This window comes from Lyngbya sp. CCAP 1446/10 (assembly GCF_026130175.1).
Classification (GTDB): domain Bacteria; phylum Cyanobacteriota; class Cyanobacteriia; order Cyanobacteriales; family Microcoleaceae; genus Microcoleus.
In genome coordinates this window covers 1-15,945 of sequence record NZ_JAIGNI010000091.1, presented here as the reverse complement: position 1 = coordinate 15,945, position 15,945 = coordinate 1, and the positions used below count along the sequence as shown (strand labels likewise).

The window sequence follows — 15,945 nt, the reverse complement described above, 5'->3', positions numbered from 1 at the left end:
GGGAAATGGGGAGAGTGGGAGATGGGGAGATGGGGAGATGGGGAGATGGGAGATGCGGAGATGGGGATATGGGAGAATTGGGAGAATTTTCCTTCTTCTCTGAATATTGATCGGTTAAATCCATTAAATCCGTTAAATCCGTTACACAATCCGTTGCCGAACTTTCTTGGCCTCCCTTGACTTATCGTAACAGTCGCCTCAGTCCTGAAGTTTTATGATGATAGCAAATCAAATTGTCGCCCCCAAATCGGGACGAACTAGACTTTATAAACGGGGAGCAATAAAAAATGATGATGAAAGCACAAGATATTATGACAACTGAAGTTGTTACCATTCGCGGTTCGGCAACGGTAGCTGAAGCAGTGGCGATGATGAACGAACTGTGTCTGCGCGCATTAATTGTGGAACGCCGCCACGAACAAGACGCCTACGGCATTGTCACGGAAACGGATATTGTTTACAAAGTAACAGCCTACGGAGTAGACCCGCAAAAAGTCCGCGTCTTCGAGATTATGACCAAACCGTGCATCACGGTGAATCCCGACTTGGGCGTGGAATACGTGGCGAGGTTGTTCGCGAATACCCGAATCCGCCGAGCTCCGGTTATTAAGGACAAACTGCTTGGCATTATTTCGGTAACGGATATTTTGACAAAAAGCGATTTTGTTGATAAGCCGAAGAGTGTTTTATTTGAGGAAGAAATCGAAAATGCGATCGCGGATGCCAGAACTGTCTGTGCCCAGAAAGGCGCTACTTCTAGAGAGTGTGCTGTAGCTTGGGACATTGTAGAGGAAATGCAGGCTGAGGCTGCTCATCAGCGATCGATGAAGCTTGACAAAACGGCTTTTGACGAGTATTGCGAGGAGAATCCCGAAGCTGCCGAAGCACGGATGTACGACAGTTAATTTAGTCATTAGTCAGCAGTCATTGGTCATTGGTCATTAGTTGTTAGTTGTTAGCTGTTGTTATAAGCGAGCAATCTTTGTGCGACATTTATTAAGTTTTAATTGCTGACTAATGACTGCTGACTAATGACTGCTGACTAATGACTGCGTTTATTCAATTGCTTGAATGCACTCAGGACTGTCTTTGCTGGAACTGTTGACGATCGCACTTACGGCCTTTGCTGTCATGGCTGTGGCAGCATACGGCTTTAACAGCGGCAAAACTTCCTGAGCACTGTTAACAGCAGGATCGAGCCACTTTTCCCAGGCGCACTCAGGGAGAATCACCGGCATTCGATCGTGCACTGGCTGCACTGTTTCGTTAGCAGCGGTAGTAATTATAGTGCAAGATACAATGTTTTCTGCTTCGGGAGATTGCCAATTTTCCCACAAACCCGCAAAAGCAAAAAGTTCGCCCTCCGCCATTTGAAAATAGTAAGGCTGTTTGTGCTTTCCCTGGGGTAGCCATTCGTAGAAACCGTCAGCAACTATCAAACATCGCCTGTGCTTGATGGCGCTGCGAAAAGCAGGTTTTTCGGCTACAGTTTCCGATCGCGCATTAATCATCTTACTGCCTATTTTCAGATCCTTTGCCCAACTCGGAATCAAGCCCCAGCGCATAAATTGGAACTGTCGCTGCATTTGCTGGGGAGAAACTGTAACTGTCGCCACTGATTGAGTTGGGGCGATATTGTATCGCAGTTTGATATCGGGAACTTCCGACAGTTTGAAGAATTCGGCGATGATTTGCGCTGAAGTATTTAAAGTGAATCGTCCGCACATAATTTATAGTTGGTACATCTCCAGATTTCCCCCATTTCCCCTTGAGAATCAACTCCGCAAACGGCCCGATCGCAAAATGCTAAGAATTAACCAAAAACCCAAAAAACTAGCCGCCCCAAACAAACCATTGCTCAAAAAAGATAGCTGAGCAGTTTGTGCATTAGAAGAAATAATTGCCGCCCCCACAATCAGCGAACCTACAACAATACTAAAAGAAAGCCGATTCGCAGAATCCCCCAAAGTGCGGCGCAACGGATCGAGTTCTTTTATGCTCAAGTTCCACTTCAAAGTCTCCGAAGTAACCCTGTCTAAAAGCACTTCCACCTGTCGCGGAGATTGCAAAGATAAGCTTTTCAGATCCAGAGCTGTTCTCAACAGAGCTTGTATCGGGTCATCTCCCAATAACTGACGCCGAAACATATCAGTCATCAGCGGTTTCACCTGCTCTATAATATTGAATCTGGGATTAAAAGAACGCGCCAATCCTTCCAAATTAGCTAGAGTTTTTGCATACAAACCGAGATTGCTGGGTAGCCTAATTTTATTGTTTCTGGTAATTTCCAGTACCTCATAAAATATTTCCGATAAGTTCATTTGCGACAAGCTAATATTGTAATACTTTCGCAGCATTCTAGCCAAATCATTCTCTAGATTAGCCAAACTTGTAGGCTGAGCAAATTCTGCCATTTGCAATGTTAATTGAGCGCAGCGCTGAGCGTCTAAATCGACAATTGACAGTAACATTTCTGTCAAATTCTGCTGTGTGCGCGGGTCTAATCTGCCGACCATGCCGCAGTCTAGCAGGGCAATCCGACCGTCTCTGAGATAAAATAAATTGCCTGGATGCGGGTCTGCGTGAAAGAATCCGTCGATATACAACTGCTGGAAGAAAACGCGGCAAAGCAGGGTTGTAATTGCTTCGCGTTCGGCATTTATATCTCCTTTGTGGCCAATTCCTTGCAAATCGCCTAACAAAATCGGCACTCCATTCAGCCATTCCATTACTAAGAGTTTTTTTGTAGTCAACTCCCAGTTAATTTCTGGTAGAACAACTTGTTTTGGGTCGAACCATTTACTTTTAGATAAATTGCGGCGCAGTTCGTCGGTGTAGCTGGCTTCTTGAATGAAGTCTAGTTCTGCGCGCAGGGCGATCGCAAATTCTTCGGCTAAGGCGACAATATCGTATTGTTGACCGAAGTCTGTGAGCATGACAAGTTCTGCTAAACCTCGGAGCACGGCGATGTCTTGTTCGATGACAATATCAATACCGGGGCGCTGAACTTTGAGGGCGACTTCGCGGCCGTCTTTTAAGGTAGCTTTGTGGGTTTGGGCGATCGACCCTGCGGCGATCGCCTGAGTGTTAAATTTAGCGAAGGTATCTTCGAGAGATTGTTTGAGTTCCTTGCGGACAATAAATTCTACTTCCGACCAGGGTACGGGCGGAACTTCCGCTTGTAGCGTCGAGAGGGTTTCGATGTAGGCGGCGGGTAAAAGGTCGGGACGGGTACTCAGCAATTGTCCCAATTTCACAAAAACTGGGCCTAATTCGACGAGGATGTTGCGCAGAACAGCGGGAGTTGGGAGGCTGGGCGCGTCGGTTTTGCGGCCGGTTAGGAGGCTTTTCATGTAGTCCCAACCGTTGCGGAAGACGACCTCTAGGATTTCTCCTTTGCGAGAAGTGTTTTGAACTAGGCTGAACAAGGGGCCTCCGGGTCGATCGGGTTTAAGGGCAATATAACTCTAGGATAGCGCTGTTAACCGGGCTGACGAGTGTCTTGGGGAATAACTTGGGGAAAGGGTGCGATCGAATTTTGGGATGTGGGGGCGATCGGTTGTAGATAGTTTTCCCCATTAAATGCGCTCTTTTTATGAAAGTCCAGACTAAAATTGCACAGGCGATGTGATTTGTTTGAATTCTGGCTTTCCGACATTGACAAGGTTCAGTAGCTGTTAATTGTTTGAGTTTGCGATAAATTGTTAAAAGTTTTTAACGTTGACTACAAACTTTTCTTACATCAGTTGTTTCACTTTGATTTAAGTCATCAGTTGCCATATATTCCGGGAAATTTGGTATAAACAGTAACGCGGAAAAGTATCACTTTTAGCTTGTAGCTGCGCTGTCTTCGCTCTCTTTCGCCAAGACAGTGCAACCACAAACCTTAGTTAAATCGGTCAGCCCTTGTAAATCCTGACCACATAGGATCTGTGTTTGCCTTTAGCGATCGCTAATGCCGCCAACTAATCCTCTACCCAATTGAGTAACCCAAGAGAAGTAACAGCTCCAAAAAAGTGAGCTCCAATCAGATTCACGTTTGCCATTGTCACAAAAATATCTAATGAACGAATCACATTTTCTGGTGCATAAGCGGCCATCGCTTGCGGTTGACTAAGAGTTTTCGCTAGGACTACAGCAACTGTTTCTTCAGAAGCGACAAACGCGATTAATACCCCCACCAAACTAGAAATTAATCCAATTTGTAAGGTTTTAGTAATATGTTCTTTGCTGGGATATACTTGGGAATTTTCGGCGTGCAAAAGTCTGCCTAAAAGCCTATAGCGAAAATCCCAAAAAATTCTAAAGCACAGCAATAAAAGGCCGACTATCGCTAAAACTATCCCGAAACCAATACCTGCATTATTATTGGTTTGTTCACTCATGTTGCGACCCAACATAGCAAATACTAAAACAATGCCGGAAACAGCACCCAAGAATAACTGTATCCAGAAGCTAACTCGACTGAACAAGCGAAAAGTTGTGACGAATTCGGTGTTCGTCAGCGGTTGTGACAAGGATTCTGGTTGATTCATTATATACACCTTATTGCTGAATTGATCGTCAAAATAAACGAGGCAAGAAAGAGATTCTGCTTGTCTTGCTGGCGCAAGCGACCACCTTGTGGCTAGCTATTAGACTTCTCCTGAAAACTCAGTTCAGCACAGGCAGGATGCCTGATATTTTAGAACTGATTTGGGCAATTTCCGGTAAATAAAAGGTTGAACTCAACACAGCCACTGCCGTTGTGGTTGATTCCATTTTCCTAATATCCTCCTCTGAACCATCAACTTCTTGCGACAATGGCAATTTAGAATCTTAAAAATAGACTTAAGTAAAAGGTCTATTGTCCCTGTTCAACATTTCAAAATGTTGCTTCTCTCTCTATTTAATCTAACTAGCCAAACTTTGCCATCTGTCTAATGCCATAAAAAAATATCCATCTGATGGAAGATGATTGAGGAAAAACTTATGATATTGCTTTCAGTTAAGTGCGATCGCTCGGACGATTGGCAATAGATGCTTGATTCCCAACTGCCGCAAGGGGGCGCATCCATTCTTACAATGTCTTGAAGGCAATTTTCTCACAGCTATCATTATGAAAAAGCAGGTATCTTTTCTTCCCGCTTACACCTTAGATCTCTTGACAGCATTCGGATTTTTATTAGGTTTTTGGGGAGGATTTTTAGCGCTGCCAATTCTAATTGTTATTCAAACTTGGGTTAAAAAAATTTAATTAAAGATATACTAGACGGCTGACAGACTACTCCATGATGCCAGCCATTATAGCCCATAAACCTATATTTGTCAAGCCCCAAAAAGGTGAAAATTATCAATTAATCTGCCGTTGACACTCCCGCTCCAGACAGATAAAAAACATTTCTAAACAAGCTAATCTTTAAATCAATAAATAATAACATAAATTATTGGTTTAATAACTCCGTTAACTGGAAAGGAATGCACTATTGCCTATGGCAGCAGTCGTTAACAACTACATTGTCAAAAAATATGAAACCGCAGAACTCACCCACCGACAGCATTCAACAGTCAATTCGACGGACAGCTTCTCATCCCTGGTTTGAGCGGCTGGCAAGATTGGGATATGCTTCCAAAGGCTTAGTTTACTTTATTGTCGGTTTTCTAGCAGCACAAGCAGCCTTTAGTATGGGCGGCAGGACAACCGATACTAGCGGTGCATTATCAGAAATTGTTAACCAACCCTTCGGTAAATTTCTGCTATTTCTTGTAACGATTGGCATTATTGGTTATTTCCTTTGGCGTATGGTTCAGACAATTATCGACCCAGAACACCAAGGACAAAAAATGGATGCCAAGCGAATTGCCCAACGCATTGGCTACGCCTTCAGTGCTTTAGCTTACGCAGGTTTGGCTTTAACGGCTGTAAAACTGATAATGGGTTCGGGCGGTGGTAAAAAGGATACAACCGAAGATTTGACAGCCCAACTTTTAGCGCAACCATTTGGACAATGGCTGGTAGGATTGGCGGGATCAATTGTTATTGGTGTAGGTTTTTCTTATTTCTACGAAGCATATAAAGCCAAATTCCGCCACCATTTCAAGCTAGATGAAATGAGCCAAAACGAGCTAACTTGGGCGACACGGTTGGGTCGATTTGGAATTGCTGCCCGTGGGATTGTTTTCGTTATAATCGGTCTTTTCTTTATTCAAGCAGCAAGGCTATCGGATGCCAGTCAAACGAAGGGATTGGGCGAGGTGTTGGCAATTCTGGGAAAACAGCCTTTTAGTCCAGTGATTTTGGGTATCGTACCTTTGGGTTTAATTGCCTATGGCATCTACTCGGTAATTGAAGCTCGCTATCGGAAAATTTTGCGCTCATAAGCTGGCCCGTTATACAGAGAGTTATGAATTTTGAGTACAACAATTTTTGTGAATTACAGGACTTAGGGAGGCACACTACATATAGTTTGCCCACAAAGGGTGATGGCGTTGGGCCCTCGCCCGCGATCGCGTTTTTTCTGCAATAAGCATGGGTTTCATGTAGTCCCAACCGTTGCGGAAGACGACTTCTAGGATTTCTCCTTTGCGAGAAGTGTTTTGAACTAGGCTGAACAAGGGGCCTCCTGGTCGATCGACTTTGCTAGCAATATAACTACTAGGATAGCGCTGTTAACCAAGCTGACCATTATCTTGAGGAATAACTTTGGAGGGAATCGCGGGAATGGGCGCAATTTCTGAAGAAGGATAGCTGCGCCGCGCCTACTTTGGGGTGTGGGGGAGGGCGATCGGTTGTCGTGGCATTAATCCTCCTGCTAATATACAGTTAAAGCCGAAATGATATTTTTATGATTAAATTTATAGAGTTTAAAAGTTGTGTCAAAGACTTGAATGAGTAAGTTATTACCAGCCAGATTCTCAATGTGTTTCAAACCCTATAAAAAACATGATTGCAATCCCATCTCCTGCAACCTCGATTGAATTATCCATAAACTTAACTGACGAGCAATTTTTGGAGCTTTGTCAGAACAACCGCGATTATCAATTTGAACGTACAGCATCAGGGGAATTAATTATTATGGCACCGACAGGCAGTGAAACTAGCATACGTAATGCCGATTTAACATCTCAACTCCGAGTCTGGAACCGTGAAACTAAACTGGGAGTTGTATTCGACTCTTCTGGAGGCTTTACACTCCCGAATGGGGCCGATCGCTCTCCTGATGCTTCTTGGGTCAAAAAAGAACGCTGGGATGCTTTAACACCCGAACAAAAAGATAGTTTTGCTCCTTTGTGTCCAGATTTTGTGGTCGAATTGCGTGAAGCGAAGCTATCCCGTAGGGAATCGAAGACTGATTCGTTGAAAAAGCTGCAAGATAAAATGCAAGAATATATTGATAACGGTGCGAGATTGGGTTGGTTAATTGACAGGCAAAATCGGCGGGTAGAAATTTATCGCCCCGGTCAAGATGTGGAAATTCTCCAAAATCCTGCCACTGTGTCGGGGGAAGATGTACTGCCTGGTTTTGTGTTGGATTTAGCAGAAATTATGTAATTAAAGTAAATAGATTTGTTTAGTCATGGGTCAAAAACATGAGTGCTGTTGATGTAATATTTACTATTCCTGATACGATTAGGAGGTTTTTTCAATGAAATGGCTAGTTTTACTAGATGTTAAAAAGTCGGATTTTGACAATTTATCGAACTTGCTGCGTTCATCAGATGAATTGAGCTTAATCACAGAGAATAGTAAATATTACCTAACTTCTTCGCGCTGGGAATCACTAACGAAGCCGGAGGATGTACATTCGACAGCTACTAAAGTTCTTCAACCTATAAGTGCTGTTGCAATGATTCATTTTACAGATTTTCCACTTCTTAAGCCTGATCACATCTACCAAGTTGACGAAGAAGGTAAGCGTCAGGGGTTTGTTATGGGGTCAGCCACAATTAACGTGGGTTCAAGTTGTTCTTTTTCTATCCAACTAGAAGGCGGTCAAGATATAATCCCTAAATTAGAGTTTGAATCCTGGAGGAAGCTGGCAGAAGAAGACGAGATAGTTAAAAATGTTTTTAGACAATTTAGGGACTTTGAACATAACTGGATTAATCTTTACAAAGTTTATGAAATTGTCAAGAAAGATGCTGGTGAAAAAAATAAGATTGATAGGATTAAACAGTGGATAGATAAAGATAAGATTAGGCAATTCACGCATACTGCTAATAGTCAAAGCGCAATTGGTGATGATGCACGACACGGTGTCGATCGCAACGATCCACCAAAAGAACCTATGTCACTATCAGAAGCACAGGCTTTAATTAGGAATCTGGTAAAACAATGGCTTCAGTGGAAGTGCGAACAACCAAAGTAGAATAGTAAAGTACGACACAGATTAAGAAACGAAAGTCTGGATAAAGAGTGATTTATCCTTTGTATTCGCCTGCCCAATCTGTGCCGTACTTACATCACAACAAATCTTTCAATTTATCATCTTCTTCCAACACTTTGATTACTTGTTTAATCTCCTGCGTCCTGTCCTTTTTCACAATTAAGGTCACATTCCCATCTCTGACAACGACGACATCTTCTAAACCAATGGTGACAATCACTTCATTCTCATCCGCTGCATAAAGAATGCTATTCTTGGTATCAATTCCGACGTGTTTTGCTAACTCGACATTTGGCTTGTCTCCTTGCAGCAAACGGGCGATCGCATTCCAATCTCCCAAATCGTCCCAACTAAAGCCTACGGGCAGTACACAAGCCTTTTGCGTCTTTTCCATCAGGGCGTAATCGATGCTAATTTTCGGCAATTCGGAGTAAGCAGCAGCACCTTTCGCTTCCAAAGCTGCCATCATTTTCGGTACATGATTTCGCAATTCTGTCAAGACTGTGCCAACTCGAAATACGAATATTCCGCCATTCCAGCTAAACTTACCGCTGTTTACAAATTCTTCAGCGGTGGCGCGATCGGGCTTTTCCGTAAATCTAGCCACGCGGTACGCCGGAAAACCGCCAAAAGTGCCAATTTCTTCGCCTTGTTCGATGTAGCCGTAACCAGTGGAAGCATAACTCGGTTTGACTCCCAAAGTGGCGATCGCATCCTGATTCTTCGCCAACTCCGCCGCCGCCTCCAAAGTCTTGATAAACTCCTGCGGTTCCCCAATCCAGTGATCCGCCGGGAAAAAACCAACAACCGCATCCTCACCGTAACGCTTCGCAGTTTCGATAGCAGTCCAAGCCACCGCCGGCGCAGTATCTCGGCCCTCCGGTTCCGCCAGCAAATTCTCAGGAGGTAACAGCGGCAACTGTTCCCGCACTCCATCGGCCAACATTTCCGATGTTACCACCCACAAATCCTCCCAACCATTACCTAATTCCAAAAGTCTTTCCGCAGTAGCTTGTAGCAAACTCTTGCCGCTACCATCAAGACTCAAAAACTGCTTGGGGCGCTGCTTGCGACTCAGAGGCCAGAAACGTTCGCCTTTACCGCCGGCCAGAATCACAGGAATTAAGGTTCTACTCATGGTTTAAAGTTTAAATACTTGATACTATTTTGCCTTGATACCCAGAGGATATTTGTAAAGAATTACTGAGCAAGAATCAGATAAAACGGCGGTTGAAACCCCGTCAGAGTCAAACGTAGGCGTTAGCCTTCCCGAACGGTATTCCGCTTCCGCTCCATTAGGAAGACAAAGTAATTTTAACCACCCACTCTTCAACCCCTCTGAACTCGGGTTTTGTGTGTATAGACGCGGTTTCAACCGCCCGGTCTTTTATTACTTCGACAATTCGACATTGAGTTCGTTCACAACACGGCGTTTAAGCGCTACCGAATTTTCTCTAGGTAGCAAGTCAAACACTTTTCTCAAGGCATCGTCTACCTGTTCAAACGGTATTTGTCCTTTTTCGTTAAAAACTACTTTTCCTGATTGGTCTAGAATGACTGTTTGAGGTACGAATCCTTCGTAATAATGTCCCGGTTCAGTGAGTTTCGGTGAGGGTTTTGGAGGCAAAGAGTCAACGCTTATCGGCATGAGATCTGCCGCGCGACCGTAAAATTCCTGGAGTTGAGAGACGACGATCGCGTATTGCTTGGAGTCCCTGCTGTCGTCAGTGTAAAAAACCAACACTACAGGTTTCTTCCGCTTGAAAGAATCTGTCATCTTGACTTTAGGAGGAACTAGGGAACCGTTGCCGGCGTAGAGGGCATAGATAGTGCCGTCGAAGCGATCGTCTGTGAGAGTTGCGAAGGCTGGTGGCGTGCTGGTGAAAAGTATCAAGCTAAGTGCCAGCGTCACCGTTAACAGACTGGCTGACAAGATTCGCCGCAGCAACCGGATGCCAGAAGCAGCAGTAACAATTAAATTTTTGGACTCGGAAAATATCATAGGTTGTTGGCAGTTGCTGTAGGCTGGCTTCATCAGATGCAAAAACTTTTTTAAGTTTATCAGCAAATGTATGCAAATGTTGTTGAGTAGGTTAAAGTAGTTTCGGATCGGCGATCGCAATTTGCTGATAGAAGACGCTCGCGGTTGAAACCGCGTCTATACAAGCAAAACCTACTCCAAGCAGGTTGAAGAGCGGGTGATTTAAATTACGTTATTCTCTTTAGTCCCTCGCTCTCTCGGACATCGTTTGACGAGAAGCGGTTTCAACCGCCGTCTTATCCCAAGCGTATTGAAATCTAACTGATATCTAAAAACTGACAACAGAGAACTGACAACTTATGATAGCTTTGGTTGACGCACTCCTCGCCCAAACGCCCGCTGCTGATGTTTCCGGGCCCGCTCCACTCAATTTGGTGCAGACGATTGTTTTAGGAATTGTACAGGGATTAACGGAGTTTTTACCTATCAGCAGCAGCGCTCATTTGAAGGTAGTGCCGATCGCCCTGGGATGGGGCGATCCGGGGGTTGCCTATACTGCTATTATTCAGTTGGGCAGCATTGTGGCTGTGCTTTGGTACTTTTGGAAAGACTTGACAACGATAACTTTGGGTGCAGTCAACGCTGTAATGCGGCGTGACTACGAATCCCAAGAGTTTAAAATGGCTTTGGGGATTGCTTTAGGAACAATACCGATAGTCTTTTTTGGGCTGCTAATCAAGATATTGGTTCCCGATTTTGACAAGTCACCGTTGAGGAGTTTGGCCAGCATCGCCATTGCTTCGATCGTCATGTCGCTGCTGTTAGCCATAGCAGAAAAAATTGGCACGCGCGATCGCACTTATGAAAAATTAACCGTCCAAGATGGTATTTTGATGGGATTAGGTCAAGCAATGGCGTTGATTCCGGGGTGTTCGCGATCGGGTTCCACCCTAACAGCAGGATTGTTCATGGGATTAGAGAGAGCCGCCGCCGCACGGTTTTCTTTTTTATTAGGAATTCCGGCAATTACTCTGGCGGGATTAGTGGAATTGAAGGGTGCTGTGGGAGAAGAAATGGGTAATGCTGGAGTTGTGACTTTGGCAGTAGGAACTATTTCGGCGTTTGTATTTTCTTATTTGTCGATCGCATGGCTGATGAAGTTTCTACAAACTCAGAATACTTGGGTGTTTGTATGGTATCGGCTTGCCTTTGGCGTGGCTATTTTGACCGCCCTCGCAGGTGGGCATTGAGAAATAGTTAATAGGTGAAATAAGCTTTACAGGAGCGGCTAAAGTCGCTCCTGCCTACAAAATAGCAGCAAACAAGGATAGAATTAAACTATGACCGCACATCAAAAATCCATCATCGACCAATTCACCCGTCAGGCTGTGCCATTCTCTAACTTGTATGGCCACACAAATCAAGAATCTCTAGATTTACTGATGAAAATGGCCAACGTATCTGACAAGGATACAGTTCTAGATGTTGCTTGCGGCCCTGGTATTGTTGCTTGTGCTTTTGCGGCAGTTTCCGATCGCGTTACTGGCATCGATTTAACACCAGCAATGCTAGAACAAGCCCAGATTTTGGCACAGCAAAAAAACTTGACTAATATCTCGTGGTTGCAAGGCGATATCGAGACGCTACCGTTTCCCGATGATAGTTTTTCCGTTGTGCTGAGTCGTTACGCTTTCCATCATCTTTTGCGGCCGGAGGTTGTGCTGTCAGAGATGGTTCGGGTGTGTCGCGCGGGCGATCGCATTTTGATTGCTGACGTAGCAATGCCGCCGGAAAAAGTTGATGCTTACAACTATATTGAGAAGCTGCGCGATCCATCTCACACTCGTGCTTTGACTCTGGAAGAGTTGCCAAAATTAGTCGCGGATGCGAATCTGCAAAATGTCAAGTTGGCATTTTATAAAGTAGAATTGGGACTGGAACAACAATTAGCTGCTTCTTTTCCAAACCCAGGCGATGACGATAAGCTGCGACAAATTTTTAAAGATGATATTGGTGTTGACCGTCTGGGGATTGACGTGCATTTCCAAGGCGATGAAATTCATTATGCGCTTCCCATCGCTGTCATTGTGGGCGAAAAAGCAAAGTGATAATTAACTGGCAAAAGCAATTAAATAATTGATCTAGCAGCAATTTAAATATTGCTGTTAATTCCAACAATCGACTCAACTTAAATCAGAAGCGATCTCATCTCCTGTCAATAGCTCGCAATCAGTAAGGTTCGTAGTGCGGACGACCGTCCACACTACGAACCGAAATGGATGCTTCACTAAGAATTCAAAACTTTAACAAGCTATCCGCTATTATTATCATACACCAAGCAGCACAATTCTATTTTCGCCGAGGCTAAGCGATGTCTACCGAAAAATTAGTTAACTGGCTCGAATCGAACACCGAATTAGGCATATTATCCCGCGAGATTTTACAGGCGATCGCCCTGGAAATGGAAATGGCAACTTTTCCCACGGGATTTCGAGTGGTAATCGAAGATACGCCCGTCACCAATCTCTACATCCTAGAAAGTGGACAAGCCGATCGCTACCGGCGCAAACAACCGGGCTTAATGTGGGGGAGTAGTTTGTTACCGGGGGCGCTCGTCAATTTATCAGCCCTCCAACGATCGCAACCGGCAGATAGTCGAATTATTGCCCGTACAGAATGTCAATTTTGGGTAATTAGTGCCTCACGCTGGCGCAGTTTGCTAGAAAGATATCCACGCATCACCGAAGCCTACGCTCAACGCTTGGCTGCGAAATTAGAGCAGCTAGAATCAGAAATCGCCTACGAAAGAGAGCGTCAAAACGCACTCCGCACCTATTTAGTACCAAGGGCGAAACGCGGAGTAATTGGAAATAGCCGTTATGCAGTGAAATTGCGCCAACAAATTCGCACAGCATCGAGCGACAATCGATCGGTATTAATCTCTGGCGAACCTGGTTTAGAAAAAGATAATTTAGCTGCTTTAATTCATTTCGGTTCCCACCGCCGCAACGAACCAGTTATTCAGATCAAAAGTGCCTTGCTTCAGGCTAATGGAGCGGAATTATTCGGGCGTTTGGGCGGCAAACCGGGATTGTTGGAATGGTTGGGCGAAGGGACGTTAATTTTCAATGACGTGCAAGAATTATCCGCTCAATTATGCCCCCAAATTCAGCAATTATTAACCGAGGGAACCTATACCCTAGTAGTCAGAGAAGGACAAATACCACCGCCACCGCGTTCTACTAATGCCCGCATAATTTTAATCTCAGAAAGTGTGCAGCCCAAGTTAGATAAGCTGACACAACACAAGATTAAAGTACCATCTTTGCGGGTACGAAAAACAGATTTAGAGGCACAAGTTAACTATTATCTCAATATTCTTGGTCGCCAAAAGAAATTAGTCAAGCCCCAAGTCACACCAGAAGCAATTCGCCGCTTGCAAACCTACGATTTTCCAGGTAATTTGCAGGAATTGCAGGGAATGGTCGATCGCGCTTTAGTTCAAGCCCAGGGAAGTCAGGTACTAACCGAAGAAGTGTTTTGGGCCCAGGCGGCGAAGAAACAAAAATTTCGCCTGAATTTATTAAATATCTATCCTAAACTTCGGCATTTTTTGCGGAGCGATTGGTATCCCGATCGCGTGAATTATTGGTTTACCAGTTGGGTATTTGCATTAGTAGTAATTATCCTATTTGTTGCTCCCCAAGATAGAGAGCATAATTTTGCTCTCAACATTTTTTGGGCGTGGTGGTGGCCGTTGATGTTATTATTATTCCCCATTGTCGGGCGATTGTGGTGTGCCTTTTGCCCTTTTATGATTTATGGGGAAATCGTCCAAAAACTATCGCTGAAAATTTTTCCGCGAACTCTCAATAAATGGCCGCGTCAATTAGCTGAAAAATGGGGTGGTTGGTTTCTGTTCGGACTATTTACTCTAATATTTCTCTGGGAAGAATTGTGGAATCTAGAAAATACCGCCTATTTATCCAGTTGTTTGTTATTGCTGATTACGGCGGGCGCGGTAATTTTTTCGCTAATTTTTGAAAGGCGGTTTTGGTGTCGCTATTTATGCCCAATCGGAGGGATGAATGGATTGTTTGCTAAACTTTCAATCATCGAACTACGCGCCCAACAAGGAACCTGCGCGGCGGAATGCACCACCTACCAATGTTATAAAGGCGGCCCAGGATTGGGGGAAGGATTAACTACTAATGGATGTCCGATTTATTCCCATCCCGCCCAATTAACTGATAATAAAGATTGCGTCTTGTGCATGACTTGCTTAAAAGCTTGTCCCCATCGATCGGTAGAATTAAATGTGCGCCCTCCGGGAATCGAATTATGGACAACTCACGTTCCTCACAGTTATGAAGTTGCCCTGTTATTTCTCTTATTAGGCGGTATCTATCTCCATCGCTTACCGGAGATCGATAGTTTGTTGGGGCTGGGTATCAATTTAGAGCAATTTTTACCTCATTTAGGAATGTCGCTCGCGGTGTTAATTATCCCGCCACTGATTCCGTTAGTAGCTTACGCCGTCATGCAGGCAATTTACCGATTGGGACAAGCAAAAAGTATCCCATTTACAACCTATAAACCCCTCTCATTTGTCTCCCTCGCCTACGGATATCTACCCCTAGTCTGGGGCGGTAGTTTGTCTCACTATTGGCGATTGGGTTTGCAGGAAGGCGGGCGAGTGATTCCGGTAACTTTTGCCACTTTCGGACAAATTAGAGATGATTTACCGAGTTTTATAGGAGATCCGGCGGTGATTAGTTTTTTGCAAGGTTTTACTTTGATTGTCTCATTGTTGGTGACGATATTTGTGACTCAACAAATTGCTAAGCGATCGATTAAATCTTTGATTCCCCAGCATTTAGCGAGTTTGTGCCTGATGGTGAGTTTGTGGTATGCGATCGTGGGTAGCTAATGTAAAATAAAACAAGGAGGATTTACTATGACTTCACAACTTCAACAAGCGATCGATCTTGCTCAGTCAATGTCATTGACAGAACAACTTGAACTACTTAAAACACTATCCACTATTATCCAACACACCCATTCCCTGGAAACTCAAGCTACGACAACAGAAGAAGATACAGATTTTTCAGCAGCAAGCTTTCGCCAATCTTGGCAGCAAGCCATAACTGGACAAACATTACCCCTTTCTCAACTTTAGGAGGGTTTCGCACAACTTCTGAAGAACCAGATGCTTGAGTTTTTTCGTTATAATCTCATGAGTAAACTGGCTGGAAGCAAACTATGTCAATACCGAAAAAAGGAACAAGAAAAATTATTGTAGATGGGCAACCTTTCGTCTGGCTAATCCGAAGACAAGCTACTAATATACAAGCAGAATCCGGCTGCGGAAATCTTCATGTTGCTGTCGAACACGCTGAAGAATCAGGTGGCGTGTTAGTTATCCGCACCGATCGACCTCATCCTCAAGGTTGGAGTCGCACTAACTGTGAATTTATACCGATAAAACGGGTGCATCTCACTTTGGCAAATACATCAAATTGAAAGTTGACCGTTGAGATAAGCACAGCGAAGAGAAAGGATAGAGGGAACGCTCTCAATATTCCATTGCGCTCCTGA

Annotated in this window: 16 protein-coding genes; 10 read left to right on the top strand and 6 right to left on the bottom strand. The window is 44.2% G+C overall.

Translation table 11 applies throughout. The annotated features are described in order from the left end of the window. The first annotated feature begins 287 nt into the window (after positions 1 to 287). Complete coding sequence (locus K4039_RS25200) at positions 288 to 905, top strand: CP12 domain-containing protein (protein WP_265239250.1); 618 nt, start codon at positions 288 to 290, stop codon at positions 903 to 905. Between the two features lie 150 nt (positions 906 to 1,055). Here K4039_RS25200 and K4039_RS25195 read toward each other — a convergent pair whose 3' ends face one another. The 3 genes from K4039_RS25195 to K4039_RS25185 all read right to left on the bottom strand — a co-directional run bounded on the left by K4039_RS25195 (position 1,056) and on the right by K4039_RS25185 (position 4,535). Next, positions 1,056 to 1,727, bottom strand: coding sequence for an SOS response-associated peptidase (locus K4039_RS25195; RefSeq protein ID WP_265239249.1), 672 nt, complete (start codon positions 1,725 to 1,727; stop codon positions 1,056 to 1,058). 48 nt (positions 1,728 to 1,775) lie between these two features. Further along, positions 1,776 to 3,428, bottom strand: a complete 1,653-nt coding sequence (locus K4039_RS25190) for an AarF/ABC1/UbiB kinase family protein (protein WP_265239248.1) — start codon at positions 3,426 to 3,428, stop codon at positions 1,776 to 1,778. A 537-nt stretch (positions 3,429 to 3,965) separates the two neighbouring features. Continuing rightward, entirely contained in the window at positions 3,966 to 4,535 is a 570-nt protein-coding gene (locus tag K4039_RS25185) for a DUF3611 family protein (protein ID WP_265239247.1), read from the bottom strand. A gap of 563 nt (positions 4,536 to 5,098) precedes the next feature. Here K4039_RS25185 and K4039_RS25180 point away from each other — a divergent pair. After that, entirely contained in the window at positions 5,099 to 5,236 is a 138-nt protein-coding gene (locus K4039_RS25180) for a hypothetical protein (protein WP_265239252.1), read from the top strand. A gap of 272 nt (positions 5,237 to 5,508) precedes the next feature. Next, positions 5,509 to 6,360 (top strand): DUF1206 domain-containing protein, encoded by an 852-nt coding sequence (locus K4039_RS25175; protein WP_265239246.1) that lies wholly within the window; start codon positions 5,509 to 5,511, stop codon positions 6,358 to 6,360. Between the two features lie 75 nt (positions 6,361 to 6,435). On the opposite strand, the gene K4039_RS25170 is transcribed toward K4039_RS25175, so the two are convergent. After that, positions 6,436 to 6,594: a hypothetical protein gene (locus K4039_RS25170; RefSeq protein ID WP_265239245.1), complete on the bottom strand. Its 159-nt coding sequence runs from the start codon at positions 6,592 to 6,594 to the stop codon at positions 6,436 to 6,438. Positions 6,595 to 6,922: 328 nt separating this feature from the next. Here K4039_RS25170 and K4039_RS25165 point away from each other — a divergent pair, with 328 nt between their 5' ends. After that, on the top strand, positions 6,923 to 7,531 hold the full coding sequence (locus tag K4039_RS25165; protein WP_265239244.1) for a Uma2 family endonuclease: 609 nt from the start codon (positions 6,923 to 6,925) through the stop codon (positions 7,529 to 7,531). 94 nt (positions 7,532 to 7,625) lie between these two features. Beyond that, on the top strand, positions 7,626 to 8,348 hold the full coding sequence (locus tag K4039_RS25160; protein ID WP_265239243.1) for a hypothetical protein: 723 nt from the start codon (positions 7,626 to 7,628) through the stop codon (positions 8,346 to 8,348). A gap of 94 nt (positions 8,349 to 8,442) precedes the next feature. Here the strand turns inward: K4039_RS25160 and K4039_RS25155 are convergent, their stop codons facing one another. Together K4039_RS25155 and K4039_RS25150 are read right to left on the bottom strand one after the other, a co-directional pair. Then, a complete protein-coding gene (locus K4039_RS25155; protein ID WP_265239242.1) occupies positions 8,443 to 9,504 on the bottom strand; it encodes a mannose-1-phosphate guanylyltransferase in 1,062 nt (353 codons plus the stop codon). Positions 9,505 to 9,756: 252 nt separating this feature from the next. After that, a complete protein-coding gene (locus K4039_RS25150; RefSeq protein WP_265239251.1) occupies positions 9,757 to 10,368 on the bottom strand; it encodes a thylakoid membrane photosystem I accumulation factor in 612 nt (203 codons plus the stop codon). A 338-nt stretch (positions 10,369 to 10,706) separates the two neighbouring features. On the opposite strand from K4039_RS25150, the gene K4039_RS25145 reads away from it, so the two are divergent. From K4039_RS25145 to K4039_RS25125, 5 genes are all read left to right on the top strand, one after another. Further along, on the top strand, positions 10,707 to 11,597 hold the full coding sequence (locus tag K4039_RS25145) for an undecaprenyl-diphosphate phosphatase (protein WP_265239241.1): 891 nt from the start codon (positions 10,707 to 10,709) through the stop codon (positions 11,595 to 11,597). Positions 11,598 to 11,687: 90 nt separating this feature from the next. After that, positions 11,688 to 12,455 carry a class I SAM-dependent methyltransferase gene (locus tag K4039_RS25140; RefSeq protein ID WP_265239240.1) on the top strand — a complete coding sequence of 256 codons (768 nt, stop codon included), beginning with the start codon at positions 11,688 to 11,690 and terminating at the stop codon, positions 12,453 to 12,455. 263 nt (positions 12,456 to 12,718) lie between these two features. After that, positions 12,719 to 15,277, top strand: coding sequence for a sigma 54-interacting transcriptional regulator (locus K4039_RS25135; protein WP_265239239.1), 2,559 nt, complete (start codon positions 12,719 to 12,721; stop codon positions 15,275 to 15,277). Between the two features lie 27 nt (positions 15,278 to 15,304). After that, the gene (locus tag K4039_RS25130; RefSeq protein WP_265239238.1) at positions 15,305 to 15,526 is read left to right on the top strand and encodes a hypothetical protein; all 222 of its coding nucleotides are present in this window, start codon (positions 15,305 to 15,307) and stop codon (positions 15,524 to 15,526) included. A gap of 83 nt (positions 15,527 to 15,609) precedes the next feature. Beyond that, positions 15,610 to 15,870, top strand: coding sequence for a hypothetical protein (locus K4039_RS25125; RefSeq protein WP_265239237.1), 261 nt, complete (start codon positions 15,610 to 15,612; stop codon positions 15,868 to 15,870). Positions 15,871 to 15,945 lie beyond the last annotated feature (75 nt).

Excerpts from the sequence above, each read along its gene's own strand:
- K4039_RS25175 (WP_265239246.1), top strand. The coding sequence starts at position 5,509 with ATGAAACCGCAGAACTCACCCACCGACAGCATTCAACAGTCAATTCGA.
- K4039_RS25140 (WP_265239240.1), top strand. The coding sequence starts at position 11,688 with ATGACCGCACATCAAAAATCCATCATCGACCAATTCACCCGTCAGGCT.
- K4039_RS25150 (WP_265239251.1), bottom strand. The coding sequence starts at position 10,368 with ATGATATTTTCCGAGTCCAAAAATTTAATTGTTACTGCTGCTTCTGGC.
- K4039_RS25195 (WP_265239249.1), bottom strand. The coding sequence starts at position 1,727 with ATGTGCGGACGATTCACTTTAAATACTTCAGCGCAAATCATCGCCGAA.
- K4039_RS25180 (WP_265239252.1), top strand. The coding sequence starts at position 5,099 with ATGAAAAAGCAGGTATCTTTTCTTCCCGCTTACACCTTAGATCTCTTG.
- K4039_RS25125 (WP_265239237.1), top strand. The coding sequence starts at position 15,610 with ATGTCAATACCGAAAAAAGGAACAAGAAAAATTATTGTAGATGGGCAA.
- K4039_RS25185 (WP_265239247.1), bottom strand. The coding sequence starts at position 4,535 with ATGAATCAACCAGAATCCTTGTCACAACCGCTGACGAACACCGAATTC.
- K4039_RS25145 (WP_265239241.1), top strand. The coding sequence starts at position 10,707 with ATGATAGCTTTGGTTGACGCACTCCTCGCCCAAACGCCCGCTGCTGAT.
- K4039_RS25160 (WP_265239243.1), top strand. The coding sequence starts at position 7,626 with ATGAAATGGCTAGTTTTACTAGATGTTAAAAAGTCGGATTTTGACAAT.
- K4039_RS25165 (WP_265239244.1), top strand. The coding sequence starts at position 6,923 with ATGATTGCAATCCCATCTCCTGCAACCTCGATTGAATTATCCATAAAC.
- K4039_RS25135 (WP_265239239.1), top strand. The coding sequence starts at position 12,719 with ATGTCTACCGAAAAATTAGTTAACTGGCTCGAATCGAACACCGAATTA.
- K4039_RS25155 (WP_265239242.1), bottom strand. The coding sequence starts at position 9,504 with ATGAGTAGAACCTTAATTCCTGTGATTCTGGCCGGCGGTAAAGGCGAA.
- K4039_RS25130 (WP_265239238.1), top strand. The coding sequence starts at position 15,305 with ATGACTTCACAACTTCAACAAGCGATCGATCTTGCTCAGTCAATGTCA.
- K4039_RS25200 (WP_265239250.1), top strand. The coding sequence starts at position 288 with ATGATGATGAAAGCACAAGATATTATGACAACTGAAGTTGTTACCATT.